Source organism: Paraburkholderia sp. BGA-UO-ETr-F21, from assembly GCF_059567925.1.
Genome location: NZ_JCAQOY010000009.1, coordinates 209520 through 228422 on the forward strand (window position 1 = coordinate 209520; position 18903 = coordinate 228422).

Consider the following 18903-nt stretch of genomic DNA (forward strand, 5'->3'; position numbering starts at 1 on the left):
TCAATTGAACATGGGGTGCAGAGTTGCATTCGTGCCATGCGTCGAGCAATCTTGATTCATTGAATCAACATCTGAGCGCTTTGCCGATGGGGTTCGCACCAGGGTTTTCCTGATTCGGGCGTTGCGTGTGGCGGGACAGACAAGGGGCGCGAAAGGAAAGGGATAGGGGCATGCAGCGCGCACCGGGGCGAATAGAGGGCTCATCATTTCCGAGGAGTTGATTCATCCAATCAACATTGACGGCCCGGTCTGCTGTTTCGTAGTCTCTCGACGTCTGCCTACCCAAGGAAAAACCATGTCGAAAGATAACCGTACCAGGCTGTTGATTGCGCGCAAAGTTCCCACCGCCGTGGCGAAGCGCGCCGAGGCCGATTTTCATGCCTTCGTGACCGAGTCCGATATGGACTCGTGGTCGGTCGTCGACTTCTGCAAGAAACACGACGTGCCCGCCGTACTGATCGGCAAGAAGTCCGGGTTGCAAGCGGAGCACATCGCCGCACTGCCTTCGACAGTCAGGATCATTGCCAACGCGAGCGCGGGCTTCGATCACATGGACGTGGCCGCTGCCCGCGAAAGGGGAATTGTCGTCACAAACGCGCCTGATGCGTTGACCGAATGCACGGCCGATTTCTCGATGCTGCTCGTGCTCACTGCCTGCCGGCGTGCGTCGGAGTACGAACGAATCATGCGCAACGGTTGGGGAAAATCGTTCGGCATGACCGAAATGCTCGGGACGCGGGTCAACGGCAAGACGCTCGGCATTGTCGGATTCGGGCGTATCGGACGAGCGGTCGCGAAGCGTGCGCAGGGTTTCGGCATGCGCGTGATTTACACGGACATTAACCGTGCGCCTGAGTCGCTGGAGAATGGCGCGACGTACTACGCCAGCCTCGAGGATATGCTGCCGCACTGCCAGGTGCTCACGCTGCACGTGCCGGGCGGTGGCGTCCCGCTAATGACAAAAAATGAGTTTGGGCTGCTGCCCAAGGGCGCGGTCTTTGTCAACGCGGCGCGTGGCGGTCTTGTGGATGAAGATGCGCTTTATGAAGCGCTGACTTCGGGACATCTGTTCAGCGCGGGCCTGGACGTGTACCGGAATGAGCCGAATGTCGACAAGCGTTTTGCGGCGCTCGATAACGTGTTTCTAACGCCGCACATGGCGAGCGCCACGATCGAGACTCGCGACCAGATGGGTTTCACGGCGCTGGATAACGTTGCCGCCGTGCTGGATGGGCGGGCCGCGCTGAATCCGGTGTGAATCCCGGCTCCTGCGAATCAGAGCTTGTAAAGCTCGCGTGACGCAGCAGCGGGAGCGTCGCGAGGTCGTCCAATTACACCTGTGCTTCAGCGGCCAGCAGCGCGGCCCGTCATACGGCCCGCTGCGACCCAGCGCGCCGCGCTTCTCACTGTGGACCAGTGACAACATTCGAATCGCAACAGGCACTCGGCCAAGCATGCGCGAGACGGTACGCGCCTAGTGCCGGCACACAGACGATGGCAGCGGAATCGATCGGCTGTCCTTCCTCCGTCAGCGAAAGCGCGTTTCACAATGCGGGATTCAACGCGAATCTCCGGATCAGGATCATTTCGTTGTTTGAAAACTGGTTTTGCATCGCAAAAATTGCCGCGTATCTATTTGAAATATAAGAGAAAAATATGTCTTATGTCTTATATAAGACTCGGGACGGGTGGCGTTACTATTTAGTCATGCAGCTCGCTTCGAAAAACGTAGCGACGCCGCGCTGAACCACTTAGTTAAACGCGCTTTGCTCTTAGGAGAGTCACATGGCCCAATATCAAGACGACATTCAGGCAGTTGCTGGTTTGAAAGAGAATCACGGCAGCGCCTGGAATGCCATCAACCCCGAGTACGCGGCGCGCATGCGTGCTCAGAACAAGTTCAAGACGGGCCTGGACATCGCCAGGTACACGGCGAGAATCATGCGCGCCGACATGGCGGCTTACGATGCCGACCCGTCCAAATACACCCAGTCGCTGGGCTGCTGGCACGGGTTCATCGGCCAGCAGAAGATGATCTCCATCAAGAAGCACTTCAACAGCACGGAGCGCCGTTACCTTTACCTGTCCGGCTGGATGGTGGCCGCGCTGCGCTCCGAGTTCGGCCCGCTGCCTGACCAGTCGATGCACGAGAAAACTTCCGTCAGCGCGCTGATCCGCGAGCTGTACACGTTCTTGCGCCAGGCAGACGCCCGTGAACTGGGCGGCCTGTTCCGCCAGCTCGACGCCGCTGAAGGCGCTGCCAAGGCCGCCATCCAGGAAAAAATCGACAACCACGTCACCCACGTCGTGCCTATCATCGCCGACATCGACGCGGGATTCGGCAACGCCGAAGCAACGTATCTGCTGGCCAAGCAGTTCATTGAAGCGGGCGCATGTTGCATCCAGATCGAAAACCAGGTGTCCGACGAGAAGCAGTGCGGCCACCAGGACGGCAAGGTCACCGTGCCGCACGAGGACTTCCTCGCCAAGATTCGCGCCATTCGCTACGCCTTCCTGGAACTGGGTGTGGACGACGGAATCATCGTGGCGCGTACCGACTCGCTGGGCGCCGGCCTGACCAAGCAGATCGCCGTGACCAACACGCCGGGCGATCTGGGCGACCAATACAATTCCTTCCTTGATTGTGAAGAATTGTCGGCCGACGAACTGGGCAATGGCGACGTCATCATCAAGCGTGACGGCAAGCTGCTGCGTCCCAAGCGCCTGCCTAGCAATCTGTTCCAGTTCCGCGCCGGTACCGGCGAAGCGCGCTGCGTACTGGATTGCGTCACCGCGCTGCAAAACGGCGCAGACCTGCTGTGGATCGAAACCGAAAAACCGCACATCGCCCAGATCGGCGGCATGGTCAGCGAGATTCGCAAAGTCATCCCGAACGCCAAGCTGGTGTACAACAACAGCCCGTCGTTCAACTGGACCCTGAATTTCCGCCAGCAGGCGTATGACGCGTTGAAGGCCGCGGGCAAGGATGTGTCGGCATACGACCGCGCGCAGCTGATGAGCGTGGAATACGATCAGACCGAACTGGCGAAGCTCGCCGACGAAAAGATCAGGACTTTCCAGGCGGATGCGTCGCGCGAAGCAGGGATCTTCCACCACCTGATTACGCTGCCGACCTATCACACCGCGGCATTGTCGACAGACAACCTGGCCAAGGAATACTTCGGCGACCAGGGCATGCTGGGTTATGTGGCTGGCGTGCAGCGTAAGGAAATCCGCGAGGGCATCGCCTGCGTCAAGCACCAGAACATGTCCGGCTCGGACATCGGCGACGACCACAAGGAGTATTTCAGCGGCGAAGCGGCGCTGAAAGCGGCGGGGAAAGACAATACGATGAACCAGTTCTGATATCGGCATCGTCGTAAGCAAAACGCCAACCCGTAAGGGTTGGCGTTTTTTTTCATGACGATTCAATCCCGTCGTTTGATGCCTTCCAGGATACCTGACATTCCACATCGGCGCCGACTGTTTCAACCAGATCGGCCACAACCTGTCATTCAGCGAGCAGGGAAACCCGCCGTTTGAACGGCTGTAGTACTCCGGAAGGTGATGGACGGGATACATGCGTAATTCGGCCTGAGTCGCCATTCGCGTGTTGATGCCGCATACCTGCTCAGTCCAGCACAGCGTTCGTTCGACAGCAGCAATCGCGCATGGATGCTGTGACATTGTCGAATGCGTACTGCCGGGCACGAAGCGTCATTCGCCGGCACCAGAAGTCGGCCAGTGAACGTCAGTTTAATTCCAGAGTGCGGCCGTTCAATTTGCATGCTCGCGGCGCGCATGCTCCGCCCGGAGTCCACGTTTCGCACTGACTTAAGACCTTGGCCACATGGTTGCTCACCTTTGAAGCCATTTGGTGGTCTTCGTTTTTTGCGGCGCCGCGGCACTTATATCACCATGCAGTCCGAGCATAACCAACGATCTCGGGAAACATCTGTTGCCAGTTCTGCATCAATTGAAACGGGTTTGGGCCGTTAACCGGAAAGTGACCTCGCACCAGGAGCGACCGTCTCTGGCCACAATCTGCCGTTCAGAGAGTGGCATTGTGCAGCGGTGGCGCTTATCGACGTGCAGTATCGCTTCTGACAGGGCAGGGCCCTGTCGTGCATTTACTTTTCCCTCAAGACTATTTATGAATCTGCGTTCTTGCCTCGGTGTGACCGCCGTGGTGGTATTGACCTTGTCTCTGGCTGCGTGCAACGGTGGAAGCGCCGGAAGCGCCGGAAGCGGTGAAGTCACAACATCGATTGCGCCCACTATCACTCAAGTCTCCGGCACGGTGGCGTACGGGCACCCTGTGGTGGGGCAAACCGTCGAGGCGATCGACACGCAAGGCAATGTCTGCGCCAAAGCCACCACGGCTTCCGATGGCACCTATGCCATGAGCACCACTAGTCAGTATGACTCCGCGAGGTAGAGGCTGGCCCGCCGTGAGGACTCAAACGCGGGTTAGTATTTCTGCCAGAGCCGCACGGTGTGGACAGGGCCACACCCGGCGATATCCATCACGGAGGCCAGCGTGGAAAACGATAGCACACTGTACGTAGGGCTCGACGTTCACAAGGATTCGATCACGGTGGCCTATGCGCTGGGCACAGGCGAGGTCGAACTGCTCGGCAAGATTGGCACGACGAAGACGGATATTGATCGCCTGTGTAAGCGNGGATACACGGGCAAAGAGCCAGCGCAGGCCGCGCTTGATGAAGGTATTGAACTGCAGGTAATCAAACCGGAGGAAGCGAAAAAGGGCTTCGTGCTGCTGCCCCGGCGGTGGGTGGTCGAGCGCAGCTTTGGCTGGCTCAACCGTTTCCGCCGTCTCGCACGTGATTATGAACGGCTGCCCGAAACCCTTGCAGGACTTCATTTCGTGGTCTTCGCAATGCTCATGCTCGTTCACGCAGTGCCAGTACTTCAAAGTGCCTAACACGCTCTAACCACTGGAAGAGAGGTTTTGCCGGGAGGCGTGAAGGTGAGGATGGTGCCCGGGCAGAAATATTTCCGGCTCGATGTGCCAAACTTCGAGAAGATGATCCCGCGAATAGCGGAACTGGAAGCGATCGTGGACGCAGTGCTAGCGACCTACAACAGCAGGCACTTGTTAGGAGCTATTCCTGCAACCAGAGATGCGGTATTTCCGCGCGCGCTGGGAAAGATAGAGGACGCCCATATGCGACAATCGCGGAAAACTTAGGCTCGCTCATCGTTATCCGGCGATCGAATGAGGTGCTTATGCGGGCCTTAAGTGTGATTTCGCACCTGGCGATTCTATGAAAAGGTGATTTTTGATGCGTGGAATAGTCCTAACTTGCCGCGATCTTGGCCCTCAGCCAAGACGTGTAAGCGGTTCTTTCCAGGGCGTTTTTAAAGGTTCCTTGTTCGTGCAGATAGGTGTTCCCTTTCCCGCCTTCATTCATATATTCAGCCGCGAATTGTTGCTTCTCTTTGAGTGACAATGCCTTTATTTTGTCTGATGTCCGGCGCGCCCTTTCGTCAGCCGCGCCCTCCTCCACTTCTTTCGTCGAAAGTTTAGGTTCGGGCGCTGTCTCAGTCGGTGCGATCTCAATCCGAGCGCCTTTTTCGAAGACCGTCCTCGCATAGCCGCCGGCGTTACCGCGGATTTGTTTTCGCTTGGCGCGGTCTTCTACATAGAGCGCCGTTTGTAACGCTCTATCGGGCTCTTGTTGAATCCAGCTGATGGCGAGTCGGTCGCCAACACCAAGCTTCGTCAGTTTTTTGAAGGCGTCAGAGTCCCGAATCGCCTTCTGCCCCTCATCCTCCTCGTTGTCAAGCATCGACCGCTGTGGATTGTCCTCTACAAGAAATCGAATCTGTACGACCCGTCTCGCCTCTCGTTTGTACTCCGGCGTGACAATTATGTTGGAGACTTGGTTGATTTCCTTTACCGCTTTTTTTATTACTTCGCTCGAGAAGTGCTTGAATTCGTCGTACATGCTCGCGTCTGCCCCGAGGAGGCGTCGCCAAGTCTCGACCGAAATCCAGCCGGTTGAGCCAGTTCGCTTAAAACGTAGACAATTCTCGTACAAAGCAAGCGCGTATCCGCCGCTGAACTGACGCTGAACATTGATGTTGATAAGGGTGTAAATATCAGGATTGGCCAACTTTTCCGCGAGCCAATCGCTGTATTCGTAAGCACACGTGCCGCTCTTGATACTAGCGTACGCGATTAGCGGTGACGCCTCCCAGTCTGTTTTGCCGCCATCTTGTAGCAAATCGAACGAGATCGGCGTCGACATGACCTTGAGTAGCGCGCGCTTGAGAGCATCGTGATTTTTGCTGTCGAATCCGAGCATTGTGCAGAGAATACCAACCGGCAATGTGTGGCGTTTTTTTGTCAGCAACTCGTCGTATGCGTTCAAGAGCAGCACGTTTACGATTTTCCGCTCGAGCAATGAGAGCTCTCCACTCACGTGGACGGTGGCCACGTGCTTCTTCAGCTCGCTCGGTGGCGGATTGAGCGGTTTTAAATTCGGCATGAAATCTCCATCTTTGCGGAGATTTTAGGCGGAGAAGGTCATGTCGGCAACCGAATTCAATCTGACCTTTGGTGATGACGGACAGGAACGCTGCATCGGGCATCCCATAAAACATGACTTTTCAAGCGAAATCCTGGCGGCGATGCTGGAGCGCCCCGATCGTCTAACGGTGTTCGGCACATTTCTTTAAGAACCAACAGCTGTTTGTTGTTTCTTTTAAAAAACAAACCACTTTAAAGCGTTTACAGCCGCAAGCTGCCTGTCTGGCGTGGCTTTCCGGGCGATCAGGTCATGGTCTATGGGGCGAAAGGTCAGGGTTTGAGGGGAAGTTGGTCGTTTTAGGTCGTGTTATATGGGGCAGAGGGTCAGGCTTTATGGGGAAAGTCAGGGTTTATGGGCGGAGGGCAGAAGCCTGCACAACCCATTGATTCGTTGTCGAATTTAAGTATGAGCAAGAGCGCTAGGTCAGGGTTTGTGGGGTTTCAGCCGCGACGCAGCGAGGAACCGGGCCGATTCCCCACAAACCATTACCTTTGCTGGTGGCGCATCCGGTTCTATGGGTGGGCGAGAGGCATCTGATTGTCTGCACAAACGACTGCGGAAGGTTCTACACCCCTCGGCGAACTCGAGCCAGGCGGGTTCTGTTCTAGTCGGCGCTCAAAGATTGCGGCTCGGCCGACCAGTCACGGAGGAAACCGACTATTCCCCCGCACTCCTGCCTTTCCAAGTCCCCGTTTCAAGAGGGCCCCACAAACCATGACCTTTCGTCGCCGGCATCCGTGAAAAGCTCCCCACAAACCATGACCTTTCGTTGCTGCGGATCTACTAGAAGGGCATCGTGAGAAGGATTTGGCTGACGGGCAGCTGCATGTGCACCGCGGAAAAAAAGCCCGCTTTCTCTCCAATGGGTCAACAAACGCCGTGGAATGGGTGTTGTTGGCAAATTTTCTTGCGCCTTTCCAATTTCATCACTAAGCTTTCGCGGAATTCAACACGGATTGCGGCTTTCGGCTTTCTGTGTTGAAACCATCACGTTGCGCTCAATGACTAGGCATGACCAAAAATAGGGAGCCTTTGATGAATACAACAGCGCGTGTGCGCTCTGAGAAGCCAAAAATGTCGATCCAATTGAAACATGCCCCGAAATCTATGCCGCTGTCGGCTATCAAAGCCATAGCAGAGAACGCGAGCGGGATGCTTGTGGACGTTCGCGAAAGCATGCTCGCTCCGCATCCGCGTAAAAATCCGCCAGTTTTCACAACAGCACAAGTCGGGGATCTTTGTAGGATCGATCGGCAGCGGATGAATTATCTCTCACGAACGGACTCGAATCTGCCGCAAGGAACCCTTCGGCACAGTCGAAGCCGGGAATTTACCCTTGAGGAAGCGCGCGTTTGGATCGGCGAGATCGCTCCGTTTGCAAAGCGGCCGGCTGGAGTCAAAGGGAAGAAGCTTGCGATCGGGAACTTCAAAGGCGGCGTGAGCAAGACGACGACTGCCATGACATTGGCGCAAGGGTTGTCGTTATTCGGCCGGAAGGTCCTGCTCGTCGATCTGGATCCACAAGCTTCCTTGTCGGCCCTCAATGGGATATTGGCGGATAGCGAAGTCTCGGATGAGGAGACCGTCCTCCCATTAATTTACGGCGATGTGGACGATTTGCAGTATGCCGTCCAATCGACCTACTGGGATGGCGTGGACCTTATTCCCGCCAGTGCCGCCTTATTTGGCGCGGAATTTTTCCTTCCTTTCAAACAGTCGAAGGACCAGACATTTCAATTCTGGAACGTCTTGAACAAGGGGCTCGCCCCGCTGCTGGACGAGTACGACGTCGTCATTATCGACACCCCCCCTGCCCTCTCCTATCTCACGATCAACGCTTTCATGGCGGCGGACGGCCTAATCGTGCCGACTCCGCCGAGTGCGTTGGATTACGCCTCGTCAACTCAGTTCTGGAGCTTGTTTTCGGATCTTTCAGAAAGTATGACTCAGGTGGCGCCCGAGCTTGTAAAGAGCTTCGATTTTATTCACGTGTTGCTTGCGAAGGTCGACCAAAGTCAGGCCGCCACCCCGATCGTTCGTGACTGGATCAACAAGACATATGAAGGTCTCGTGCTTCCGATTGAGATCCCGACGACTGCGGTGACGCAAACAGCCGCAGCCGAGTTCGGAACTGTCTACGATATTTCGCGGTATCAGGGGAGTCTCAAGACGTATCAGCGTGCGCGTGAAGCCTACGATCGTTTCGCCGAGATTATTGATCAGCAACTAGTAGCGTTGTGGAACGTGAACAAGGAGGCCAAATGAGCATTAAAGACCGACTCGCGGCAAAGGCCGCTTCGATAGGCACGTCCCCACGTCCCCAGAAAGGTAATGATGATCAGGCGGGACGGCCTAAAACGGCGCCAGGTCAATTGATGGCGTCCTTCCCGCTGCTCGCTGAAAAGGAGCGTGAACTTCAGGCGGCGATGAGGCGGATCGAGGATCTCGAATCTAGCACTGGGACGGTATCTGAAGAGGTTGAGATATCAACGCTCGTTGAGGTGCCTGGAAGACGTCGAATTTTATCGAAGCAGGAATATGGTGAGCTACGCGCTAACTTGGAGGCTAATCCTCTGATCCACCCGATCGTTTATCGACCCCTCGGTGATGGTCGGAACGAGATCATTTCCGGAAATAACCGGGTTGCTATCTATCGTGACGATCTGAAGCGGGCAAAGATTCGCGGTGTACCGTTTGAAGGCACAGATACAGAGGTTGAGTTAGGCGCAGCATTTTCGAACCTGCTAGCCCCGTCATTGCCCGATTTCGAAAAATACAGACAATTTCAGAGAATCCAACAGAACTTGGGGTTAAGTCAGGCGGACATAATTCGAACATCCGGGTTAGCGCAGAGCCATGTGGCCCGAATCCTGTCGTTCGACCACCTTCCGCCGGAGGCCAAGCAAGTTCTCGCGACCAACCCTCATCGCCTTGGTGGCACCGCCGCAGCGAAGTTTGCCGCATTGGCGGAGCAAGGGCATGGAACTCAAGTAACGGAAGCCATCAAACTGCTGGTTGAATCGGATCAAATGACACAGGAGCGGGCGCTGACCCTCGCGACACCGTCTCGGCCAAAACCTATCCGGCCTGCAGTGAAAACGATCACGGTCGGAAAGCGAAAATTCTGCGATGTCTCTGTGCGAAATGGGGTGATAGGTTTGCGATTCAGGGGTAAAGATGGTGAGGCAAAAGCCGAAGAGTGGAGCGAACGGATCGCGCAATTCATCGAGAGCGAACTGGGCGAGCAAGATATCGCATAGTCATCCAATCTGGATGTGCAATAAAAACAATGACTTAGATAAAATTTGGTTTGTGTCGGCGAGGTTATCCAAGTTGGAATTCGTTGAAAATCAATAACTTAAAACGCAAGGGGTCGGGCATCATTCGATGTAAGCCTCTTGTTGTTTTCTCAGCCGGCCCTCGCAACCGGATGCGCTTATATACTGAATTTGCGTAGGTCCGTCTACGGGCGCTACGCGCCAAGTGCGGCATATAGGACGACGGTGGGACGGTTTATGAGGGGCTGCGCGCCGTGCGAATCCGTGGCGGTTTCTCGCTGTTTCCCTTTCTGACAGTTAAGTATCAGAAAGGTGTCAGAAATGGCTTTTCGCGCGGAGCTGGATCGATACGACTGTCAGAAAACTGACGGTCGTACATCGACGCTGCTCCGCGAGCGCTTTTACGATAGCGATTCAAAAACGTTCCAGCGGAGCCTGCGCAGGAGGGTAGGGTGTATCGGACACGGTCTTTCGCCGACGAGATTCCAGCAAGAGATCCGATTGAGCATTGGCCTCTGCGCGCGCCGAGTGGACAAAATTCGGGGAAAAGGGCCATGCGGACGGCAGATAGTGCGGCTCCGTCAGCTGTTTTCGGCCGGATCAGACTGGCGATACGGCGGCAGCGTCCTCCAGCGCCGCATCAAAAACCGCTCCACGGCCCGGTACTGGCGTACCGCGTCCCCTTTGGTGTAGAGCGTCGTCGTGCCGCGACTGGCGTGGCCGAGTCCCGTCCGCACGTCCCGCAGGTCGTCGCCGGCGTCGAGCGCGTGGTTCGCATGGGTGTGCCGCAGCCAGTGGGTGCTGGCCCTCGCCAGATCCGCCGCTGCGCCCGGGTACGCGGGCCGCAGCAGGGCGGCGGCTCCGTGAAGATGGCCTTGTAGAGCCGCGCGAGCGCATCGGGCGACAGCGGCTTGCCGGTTTTCAGGTGGGCGATCAGCGGCGTGGCCGCTGGCACCGTGTCCAGCGTGCAGGGCACCGGCCTGAGCTGCAGACAGACGGCCAGCTCGTCCATCAGCCGCGGCGGCATCGGCACCCGTCGCTCGCGTCGGCCTTTGCCCATCACCGTCAGGGTCCAGGCGTCCCCCAGCGCGGCGTCGAGCGCCTTGCGCGACAGGGCGTCGGCCGTTGCGCTGGTGAGCTCGGCGCGGCGCAGCCCCGTGGCGTACGCGAAGAGCAGGGCGAAATAGTCGCGCTGCTGGGCCGGCGTAAGGGAAACGCGACTAACCGTCTGCAGCACAAACCGCCACTGGGCGTGCGTGAGCGTGCGCCCGGTCACGTCGACCAGCGGCTTCGCACTGTCCACCTTCTGCAGCCCGTGAAACGGGTTGACCAGCAGGTACTGTTCCTCAACCAGCCAGCTGCACAGGGCCGACAGGATCTTGCGGGCAGTCTCCCGGCTTGCCGGCGGCAGTTTCTTCGCGAACGGCCGCCAGGCCGGGTCGAACCGCTCGGCCTTGCCGTTGCCGATCCACCGCCCGGCCGGCTGCGGGTCGGTCAGAAAGCCGTTGATGTACTCACGGCAGTCGAGCGTATTGAGCGACGACAGTGGTTTGCGCCGCACGATGATCGCCCACAGCAGCAAGCGCTCGGCTTCGCGCCGGTAGGCGCGGGCGGTGTGCGGGCTGCGCTCGCCGCGGATCGCGATCCACGCGTTGACGGCGTCCAGGTCGGTGGCGAGTTCCGCCTGGTGGGCGGGCACGGGCGCCCGGTTCAGGCCCTGCGATCCATCCAGTTCGGGCGGCACGCGCAGCGACTCCAGTGGCGCAACGTCGGCGCTGACGGCCGGCCGGGTGAGCACCGGATGGCCCACCGCGAACTGCCTGCGCGGCGTGGTCGCAAGCGGGGAGAGGATGCAGTGCAGCGAACGCGCGTGCAGATCCAGCCAGTCGGTGATGCGCTGCGCGCCCTTCGGACCGAGCCGGGGCACGGCGGTGTACCAGCGCTGCCGGCGGCGCTGGATCAGGGTCAGCAGATCGGCTAGGGTCGCGAGCCCGGCCGCCTGCAGGCGGGCGGCAATCGCCGGCGCGAACCAGCCGTCAACCGGGTGGTCCGGCGCGGGATCTTCGGCTAGCGCCCGCTCCATGCGCGCAAGCGCGGCGGCCTGGCGGGTGCGCAGGCGCGCGTTCCGTGCAATTTTCCGGTCCAGTCGCTGACGATACGGCGCCGAGGCCTGCGGCGGAAAATCCGCACGGTAGAGCTCGAGCAGCTCGGCCTCACTGTAGAAGCCGTCCGGATCGACCTGCGCGCGGTACGCCTCGAGCGTGGGCACGTCATCCCGGCCGTGCAGCTCGGCCGGTGGGACGCTGCCGGGTTTCAGGCGCAGCAGGTGCGCCGCCTCGACGTCGCGCGCGCGCCGTGCGCCGGTGGCGAGGGTGTCGCGCAGCGTCGCGACGAGGCGACGCGTCACCCGCACGTCGGTGCCGGGCTCGCCATAGGTCGCATGCAGCCCCTCGATCGCTGCGCCTTCCAGCCAGCCTCGGTATAGCGCGAAGTGGTGACGGGTCAGACGACGCACCGGTACGGTCATATCAGGAATCTCCTGATGGCCGTGACGGTTGCGGTTCGTACTGCCGCGGAGGGGGCAGCTCCCCGCAGAGCGCGCCTTGGGACTCTCGGTCGAGCTTGCCGGGCCAGAACTTCATTCGGCAACACTGCGTCCAGCGCGGCCACGGGGAAAGCACCAACCGCTCGAGAAAGTAGGCGGCAAGTCCTGCATGCACGCTGCAGCGTCGCCAGTCGAGGTAAATCCGGGGCGCGTCGATGTCCTCGTTTTTCCCCACCGTAGCGATCGCCGCCTCAAACTCCCGATGTACCTTTTCGCACTGAAAAAGGTGGCTGGACAGGCGCGCATCGATATCGCTGAGCTGGGCAATCATGGGGGTATGCAACGCGAGCAGCGCAGGCCGATGTCCGGCGAGCCATTCGATCGTGCTGATCACGCGCACGTCCTCGAAGTGGGCGCGCCGCAGCGGCATTGTCGCGGGCGGCGGTGGCATCAGGGCAAACGCCCGCTCGGAGCCGTTGCGCGCTTCATCGAGTTGCCGCAGGTCGTGGATGACCATGCCCGCCGCGATGCGCTGCTCCCGGGTACGCTGACTGGCCGCGACAACCCAGGCACCGGCTACACCCATGAGGCCGCCGAGGGCAGCGCCGGCCAGCGTCTGCCACTGGTCGAACAGATCGATCCAGCCCTCTGGTGCCGCGTCCGGTGTCGGGGCCGGCAGGCACATCCGGGCGGCGCTGGCCGTCAGTTCATAGAGTGTCGCGCTCATCGTCGGTTGAAGGGAAAGTTGCAGCACCTCTCGGTGGTCTGTAACGGATGAGGGTTGGGTTGCCGTCTGCGCCATCAAAACTTTTGCTTCCGCGCGTCAAGAAGCGAAAGTCGGAAATGCCAAATGAAGGAAGCGAATGTCTGAAATGTCACATGCCTGGCATTGCCCGGCCGGCAAGTCCGTGAAACAGCCGGGTGATCGACTTCAGCACTCGAAGAAGCAATGGCGGTAAGACTTTGCGGCCAATTTGTCCGGCTTTCCGGTGGATTGTTTCACGGCTGGACGCGGTCGACGAGCAGTCAGGCCGCCAAAATGTGGTATGTGTGTATACACACATTAATGGCCGAGAAAAAACGTAGCAAATGGTACGTATTTTGTAGTGATTGCATCGGCGTGCAAACCCGCACTCACGTGGCTGTCAGAGGTGCGGATGTCCGGTCCGTTTTGTACTAAAACATGATAGTCGGGCAAACCGGAGCTTTGTCGACGATACCACCACGTTTCTCGCGGGCAGTCAACAACGCACGTCCGCACGGCGCTCATCGATATGACCTCTTCGGTCCGAAGATCGGGCGCCGGCTAACCCTGTTCGGTCGGCTCGCCCTCGATCTCTGGGTTCGCCTCGAATCAGACCCGCACGTGATCACTTACTGCGAGCGGCCCCTGTGCATCCCGGACGCTAAGCCGTCGCGGGTTGTCGACTTCTGGGTCCGCACGCGTCACGACGAGAAATTGTGTGTCGTGCTGAGAACGGCGGAATGGACTTCTGTGTCGCAAGGACATTCCCTGTTCCCGGCTTTTCAGTCGTGGAGCCGGGCGTCATCGATGCAGTTGCAGATGATTCATCCGCAGGATCTCGACGACCCACATCTGCTGCGCGAGAACCGGATCATGATGCTCCGTTACCTGGTGAGCGGTCACGCCCTCCCGGTTGACGGATTGATGCCCGGCGTACTCATTGCGTGCAGCAATGGCACCACGTTGGCAGAACTGGAGCGGCAATTCGCTGCGGCTGATCCGATGCTGGTCCGTTCCGCAGCGTTCAGACTGGTGCTTGATGGACAGGTTCGATGTCCAACGCTTGCACTGGAACCGCTCGGGCCGCGTACCCGTCTGGAGCGCCCATGAAGATGATCGCTTTCGGGACGTTGCGGTTCGACCGCCGCTCCATTCCGCCGGATCTGACAGATATCGGGCAATGGCCGGGCGCCGACGACAGCGCGCTGTCTGACGAGGGGCGCGATCTGCTGACGCGCAGCATCCGGGCGATGACCTTATTTGTGGATGGACATACACCCCTTCGCGAAATCACCCGCGAAACGGGAGTTGGTTTTAACGACCTTTATCGCGTCTTCGAGCGATGCATCACGCAGCACGACGATGGTCGAATCTTCGGCTGCCGCGCATTGATCCCTTATCAGCATACGCGGTCGTACGACCGACGCTCGCCGGTCAAGCCATCCCGCGAGGGCATTGCAAGCAATGCCAGCGGCGCTTTCAGCCAGTTGCTGCAGCGTTATCCAGACATCGCGCGCTGGATCGAACGCAAAGTCGCCGAACGGAGCAGGAAGCATGCAGAGCTCGCCGAAGTGCATCGGCACCTGTGGCGACTCCATGGAGGCTTTCTTGCGCAATGCCGGCAGGCAGGTATTCAGGCGCACGACTATCCATTCAACCAGAAATATCTCGCTGAGCGATCGCTTGCCGGTCACGCCCGCGCGCTGTTGAACCGTAATTTCGACGCGGCGGCTCGGGCAGCAGGCGCCCAGCAGATCAGCCATCGCTGGAACGACGATCCCGAAGCCGTTCGCAAACCCGCAACCCGTCCATTTGAGGCGGTCGAATTCGACGGTCACAAGATCGATGCGCGCCTGACACTGCGCATCGACGATCCGTTCGGTTTCGAAACATTGCTCGTGCTGCACAGGATCTGGATCCTGCTGGTGCTCGATGTGGCAACCCGTGCAGTGATTGGCTATGCGCTCGCGCTGGGGCGCGAGTACAACAAGGACGACATTGCCGCGGCCTTGCAGGCGAGCCTCATGCCACACGCAGCACGCGCTTCGAAGATTCCGGCGCTGACGGTCAGACCCGGCGGAGGGTTTCCGTCTGAGATGATTCCGGCTACCGCGTGGGCGTGCTGGGGTACGTTCCGCTTTGATGCAGCGAAGGCACATTTCGCGAACGCGACACTTGAGCGCCTGACCCAGGTCATCGGCTGCACAGCCGACAACGGGCCACCGGGCCAGAAGAACGAACGCGCGCTGATTGAGCGCTTCTTCGATCAGATCGCGTCGCATTTCGCGCACAGATTGCCAGCCACCACGGGCAGCAGTCCGCGTGCAGTCGAACGGGTGCTCAATGATGTCGGCGAGAAGGCCTCTCTGATGATGACGCTCGACGAACTCGAGGATGTGATCGACGTGGTTCTCGCCAACTACAACGGCGAGCCGCATGGAGGACTGGGCGGGCGTACGCCGCTGGAGGCAATGCAGTACCTGCTCACAAAACAGGACGGCCTGCTGCGAACGCTACCAGTGGCCCGACGCAGCACCTTGTGCCTGCTTCAGGAGGCCCGCGTTGTCACCATTCGCGGCAACGTGAGTCACGGCGACCGCCCGCATGTCAATTTCGAACACGTGCGCTACGACAGCAGGGTGCTGTCAGGCATCGCAGGGCTAATCGGCAAGCAGCTTCGAATCTATTTCAACGTCAAGGACATTCGCCATCTGCACGCGTTCCATATGGACGGGTCAGAACTGGGGGTGTTGACTGCCGCACGCCCTTGGTGCTTTACGCCACATTCGCTGCGCGTGCGACAGGAAATCTTCTCGCTGATCCATCAGCGAAAGCTGTCGGTGCGTGAGGGCAGCGATCCCGTTGGCGCGTGGTTTGCCTACAAGAAGGAACAGGCGCGAAGCCATACACGCGACGCCAATGACCTGGCGCGCATGCTGACAGACCGGGCGAAGTCGCACCAGGCGCTGCCTTCACCCGATGTCGCACACGCGGGCCCAGCCGTGAAAAGCGAGGCGCCGGCGGCAGAGACACCTGCCCGAAAGAGGCCTGACGCACCGTGGCTCACGCAGATTTTTACGTTCGGGTGAACGATGCCTGATTCGCTGAAACGCCCCGTTGATCCATCGGCGCATCCGCTCGTGAACCAGACGTACATGGTGCCCACCCCGGCAATCGCGGCGATGTACTCACGCGTGCGTCAGTGCATCCGTCGCGGCGTCGCTGGCGCTGTGATCTATGGACACACTCGCTGGGGCAAGACCTATGCGATCCGATACTGTGTCCGGCTGCTCCATTTGGAACTGCCTCGCGTGGCGGTCCTGACGATCGGCATGCCGCGCAATCCGTCGCGCTCGGAGGCACTGTTTTTCGGCATGCTGCTCGAGGCGGCACGACATGGGCGCCCTGATAGCGGCACGGCGTTGCAGCGCCGACTACGCCTCTACCATAAGCTGGCCGAACTGGTCGAACGTTCCGCCGGCAACAAACTGATCGTATTTGTCGACGAGGCGCAGCGGCTCGAACTCGAGCACTACGAATGGCTGCGCGACGTGCAGGACGAACTCGAGCGTCGCGGTATGCGGATGTTCACATTCCTGGTCGGTCAACCTGGCATCCCGAACCGCAAGAGTTCGTTCCGGCAGAGCGTAGACACCTCGCAGATCGTGTCCCGTTTCATGGTCGATGAGTTGCGCTTCGACGGCTTTCGTGCCGCCGACGATCTGAAGATGTCGCTCGCCGCTTACGACACGTCCACTTTTCCAGACGGCAGTGACTGGCCTTACACGCGCTATTTTCTGCAACGCGCATTCGACACCGGCTTCCGCCTTGAGAAGCAGCACGTCGTGTTGTGGGAAGCCTTTGACGCTGCGCACCGGCGCGCGCGGTTTGATTTCACGATGGAGGTGCCGATGGAGTATGTGGCGCGCAATATCGAGATCGCATTAAACGACAACATGAAGCACGACGCATCGGATTTTGCACTCAGCCCCGCATCGTGGGCGCAAGCGGTAGACGAATCCAACTACGTCGTGGCACTGGAAGATTTGCGCATCATCTTCGTTGACGACGTAGCTGCTGCACCATGAAAAGTCGCTTCGAAATTCTGCTACCCGGGGCGGACAATTCTCGAGTCGGCGAGTGGTGCTGGCGCGACGACTGGAATCTGCCAGGTCAGTCCGCGTTTATGCTGCTCGCCAGGTTCCAGCAATTGAACGCGTTGTCGTGTACCGCATTGGCGGAACTTTTCTTACGAAAACCGGATCGCTGGCCTGTGAAGCACGGCATCGACCTGCGCGACATGCGACAGTTCGATCTCCTCCGGATGTCCGATCTGATGTGCATTCCGCTTTGCGACGTCGCGGCTGCGTTTTTGCCGGTTAGCGATGTCTCGCGGGGTGTCGGACCGCAACAATTGATGTGGTGCATGCAGTGTGCGGCGCGCGGCATTCATCTCGCCGTCTTCCAGTCTGACGGGTGCAAGACATGCCCAGTCCACGGCAGTCCACTGCGTGACCGTTGTATCCAATGCGGCGAGGCCTTGATGACCTATCGGCTGCAGGCGTGCAATTTCCGGCTGCCCCTATGTTGTCCGACTTGCGGGCACAACTGGGTTCGCTCGCCCGGCGCGGCAGAAGATCCGGCGACCAGGTTATCGCTTGTGTACCGGTGCAAGGTCGCGCACGGTCTTGCTCGGGATTGGTTCGGCCGCCGCTCATCGAATCTTCGGCAACTACTGGCTAACTTAGGCCAGTCGGACGTTTGCGAGGCCTGGCTGGCGTCGGCGCCGCCAAGGGGCAGCGGCGCGGATGGGGTCGGCGGCTTCTGCGCGCATGTCGTGCAGGGGCAAACTGAAGGCGTTTCGGACGTCCTGGTCCATCCGGTGGCCTTTGCTCGCGATTCGCTAAAAGCAGATGTTGACCATCGCCGTAAGTGCGTCGGCGATTTACCCCGTTCGCCGGCGGTATCCACTTCCGATGACCTGCTGCCTGACGCCATCGCGTGCTATAAGTCGATTCGACGACATCTCATACGACATGTCGTGCAAAGGCACCGAAGGTGTGTCTATACCGCCGGCCGCTATTTCACCTGGCGGCTCGACGCACGCACAACGACACCGTTCTGTCCGGTTGCTCAAGCGGTACTGCGATGGCGGACAAAATGGGAGGGCGTTGGCGTACCGGCGCATCTTTTCGGCCGATGCGAACACGGGCTGCTCGGTGTTCTTGTCTGGCTTTCGCTCTTCGCGCCAGTTGGCTTGCCGGGATGGCCTCCGTCGGTCGACCGCTGGGCAATCCTGCACGTTTTTGCACTGGCTTGTTTCGACAGTTTTTTCTGCTACCTTGAGGAGGCCAGCGGCGGAGGCGCGCGATCGAGACCTTTATGGTTGCCGTTTCCAGCGATGGATTATCCGGAGCGGGAGTGGGTTGTGCTGGACGCAGAGCCTGATCGGAAGCAGTACAGAATGTTGATCGCTACGCCGCGTCCAGAACCGCTCGCATCCTTGGAAAAAGTACAGGCGGGAGCGGAACACTACAAACATCACGTCGCTTGCCTTCATAAAGCTGAAGCGCCAAAAACCTGGCCGAGGCTTATCGCGATCCGTGACGCACGACCGGACATTTCCGTACAACCTGTTAGTTCGCCACTGTCGAATCATCGGCGCCGCGTCAGTGTTACGGCAATGGTCCTGGCAGTATTGGCGGCTTCCGATGCAGAGTGAGATGTTGCGCTGACAACTGCATTGGTCCCGTTCGGTGCCGGAAAATTGTGAAAAAG

13 protein-coding genes and 3 pseudogenes are annotated in these 18903 nt (G+C 59.0%); 12 read left to right on the plus strand and 4 right to left on the minus strand.

What is annotated here, in order from left to right; translation table 11 throughout:
- Nucleotides 1-295 precede the first annotated feature (295 nt).
- The 5 genes and pseudogenes from AC57B1_RS09070 to AC57B1_RS09090 all read left to right on the plus strand — a co-directional run.
- Nucleotides 296-1258, plus strand: a complete 963-nt coding sequence (locus AC57B1_RS09070) for a 2-hydroxyacid dehydrogenase (protein WP_408351213.1) — start codon at nucleotides 296-298, stop codon at nucleotides 1256-1258.
- Nucleotides 1259-1785: 527 nt separating this feature from the next.
- The gene (locus AC57B1_RS09075) at nucleotides 1786-3366 is read left to right on the plus strand and encodes an isocitrate lyase (protein WP_496417301.1); all 1581 of its coding nucleotides are present in this window, start codon (nucleotides 1786-1788) and stop codon (nucleotides 3364-3366) included.
- Nucleotides 3367-4153: 787 nt separating this feature from the next.
- Complete coding sequence (locus AC57B1_RS09080) at nucleotides 4154-4438, plus strand: hypothetical protein (RefSeq protein WP_496417302.1); 285 nt, start codon at nucleotides 4154-4156, stop codon at nucleotides 4436-4438.
- Between the two features lie 102 nt (nucleotides 4439-4540).
- Nucleotides 4541-4681: pseudogene (locus AC57B1_RS09085) on the plus strand (IS110 family transposase); the annotation flags it as partial.
- Between the two features lie 3 nt (nucleotides 4682-4684).
- Nucleotides 4685-4945, plus strand: a pseudogene (locus tag AC57B1_RS09090) (transposase); the annotation flags it as partial.
- A 376-nt stretch (nucleotides 4946-5321) separates the two neighbouring features.
- Here AC57B1_RS09090 and AC57B1_RS09095 read toward each other — a convergent pair.
- The gene (locus tag AC57B1_RS09095) at nucleotides 5322-6515 is read right to left on the minus strand and encodes a replication initiation protein (RefSeq protein WP_183802629.1); all 1194 of its coding nucleotides are present in this window, start codon (nucleotides 6513-6515) and stop codon (nucleotides 5322-5324) included.
- Nucleotides 6516-6555: 40 nt separating this feature from the next.
- Between AC57B1_RS09095 and AC57B1_RS09100 the strand changes: the two genes are divergently transcribed.
- The 3 genes from AC57B1_RS09100 to AC57B1_RS09110 all read left to right on the plus strand — a co-directional run bounded on the left by AC57B1_RS09100 (nucleotide 6556) and on the right by AC57B1_RS09110 (nucleotide 9817).
- Nucleotides 6556-6705: a hypothetical protein gene (locus AC57B1_RS09100; RefSeq protein ID WP_183802632.1), complete on the plus strand. Its 150-nt coding sequence runs from the start codon at nucleotides 6556-6558 to the stop codon at nucleotides 6703-6705.
- Between the two features lie 887 nt (nucleotides 6706-7592).
- Nucleotides 7593-8822, plus strand: coding sequence for a ParA family protein (locus tag AC57B1_RS09105; RefSeq protein ID WP_183802636.1), 1230 nt, complete (start codon nucleotides 7593-7595; stop codon nucleotides 8820-8822).
- A complete protein-coding gene (locus AC57B1_RS09110; RefSeq protein ID WP_183802639.1) occupies nucleotides 8819-9817 on the plus strand; it encodes a ParB/RepB/Spo0J family partition protein in 999 nt (332 codons plus the stop codon). Before AC57B1_RS09105 ends, AC57B1_RS09110 begins: the two co-directional genes overlap by 4 nt.
- Nucleotides 9818-10416: 599 nt before the next feature.
- Here the strand turns inward: AC57B1_RS09110 and AC57B1_RS09115 are convergent.
- The 3 genes and pseudogenes from AC57B1_RS09115 to AC57B1_RS09125 form a co-directional block, all read right to left on the minus strand.
- On the minus strand, nucleotides 10417-10911 hold the full coding sequence (locus AC57B1_RS09115) for a tyrosine-type recombinase/integrase (RefSeq protein ID WP_311733104.1): 495 nt from the start codon (nucleotides 10909-10911) through the stop codon (nucleotides 10417-10419).
- A 797-nt stretch (nucleotides 10912-11708) separates the two neighbouring features.
- Nucleotides 11709-12362 (minus strand): annotated as a pseudogene (locus tag AC57B1_RS09120) (phage integrase family protein); the annotation flags it as partial.
- Nucleotide 12363: 1 nt separating this feature from the next.
- Nucleotides 12364-13182, minus strand: coding sequence for a hypothetical protein (locus AC57B1_RS09125; protein ID WP_183802642.1), 819 nt, complete (start codon nucleotides 13180-13182; stop codon nucleotides 12364-12366).
- A gap of 750 nt (nucleotides 13183-13932) precedes the next feature.
- Between AC57B1_RS09125 and AC57B1_RS09130 the strand changes: the two genes are divergently transcribed.
- Genes AC57B1_RS09130 through AC57B1_RS09145 form a run of 4 tightly spaced genes read left to right on the plus strand, consistent with a single transcriptional unit; the run spans nucleotide 13933 to nucleotide 18847 of the window.
- Nucleotides 13933-14235: a hypothetical protein gene (locus tag AC57B1_RS09130; RefSeq protein ID WP_496417303.1), complete on the plus strand. Its 303-nt coding sequence runs from the start codon at nucleotides 13933-13935 to the stop codon at nucleotides 14233-14235.
- Nucleotides 14232-16214, plus strand: a complete 1983-nt coding sequence (locus AC57B1_RS09135) for a TnsB C-terminal domain-containing protein (RefSeq protein ID WP_183802646.1) — start codon at nucleotides 14232-14234, stop codon at nucleotides 16212-16214. Before AC57B1_RS09130 ends, AC57B1_RS09135 begins: the two co-directional genes overlap by 4 nt.
- Nucleotides 16215-16217: 3 nt before the next feature.
- Nucleotides 16218-17213, plus strand: a complete 996-nt coding sequence (locus AC57B1_RS09140; protein WP_496417304.1) for an AAA family ATPase — start codon at nucleotides 16218-16220, stop codon at nucleotides 17211-17213.
- Nucleotides 17210-18847 (plus strand): hypothetical protein, encoded by a 1638-nt coding sequence (locus tag AC57B1_RS09145; RefSeq protein ID WP_496417305.1) that lies wholly within the window; start codon nucleotides 17210-17212, stop codon nucleotides 18845-18847. Before AC57B1_RS09140 ends, AC57B1_RS09145 begins: the two co-directional genes overlap by 4 nt.
- Nucleotides 18848-18903: the final 56 nt, after the last annotated feature.

Coding starts and splice junctions, on each gene's coding strand:
- AC57B1_RS09080 (WP_496417302.1), top strand. CDS start 4,154: ATGAATCTGCGTTCTTGCCTCGGTGTGACCGCCGTGGTGGTATTGACC.
- AC57B1_RS09095 (WP_183802629.1), bottom strand. CDS start 6,515: ATGCCGAATTTAAAACCGCTCAATCCGCCACCGAGCGAGCTGAAGAAG.
- AC57B1_RS09125 (WP_183802642.1), bottom strand. CDS start 13,182: ATGGCGCAGACGGCAACCCAACCCTCATCCGTTACAGACCACCGAGAG.
- AC57B1_RS09100 (WP_183802632.1), top strand. CDS start 6,556: ATGTCGGCAACCGAATTCAATCTGACCTTTGGTGATGACGGACAGGAA.
- AC57B1_RS09140 (WP_496417304.1), top strand. CDS start 16,218: ATGCCTGATTCGCTGAAACGCCCCGTTGATCCATCGGCGCATCCGCTC.
- AC57B1_RS09130 (WP_496417303.1), top strand. CDS start 13,933: ATGCAGTTGCAGATGATTCATCCGCAGGATCTCGACGACCCACATCTG.
- AC57B1_RS09145 (WP_496417305.1), top strand. CDS start 17,210: ATGAAAAGTCGCTTCGAAATTCTGCTACCCGGGGCGGACAATTCTCGA.
- AC57B1_RS09105 (WP_183802636.1), top strand. CDS start 7,593: ATGAATACAACAGCGCGTGTGCGCTCTGAGAAGCCAAAAATGTCGATC.
- AC57B1_RS09075 (WP_496417301.1), top strand. CDS start 1,786: ATGGCCCAATATCAAGACGACATTCAGGCAGTTGCTGGTTTGAAAGAG.
- AC57B1_RS09135 (WP_183802646.1), top strand. CDS start 14,232: ATGAAGATGATCGCTTTCGGGACGTTGCGGTTCGACCGCCGCTCCATT.
- AC57B1_RS09110 (WP_183802639.1), top strand. CDS start 8,819: ATGAGCATTAAAGACCGACTCGCGGCAAAGGCCGCTTCGATAGGCACG.
- AC57B1_RS09070 (WP_408351213.1), top strand. CDS start 296: ATGTCGAAAGATAACCGTACCAGGCTGTTGATTGCGCGCAAAGTTCCC.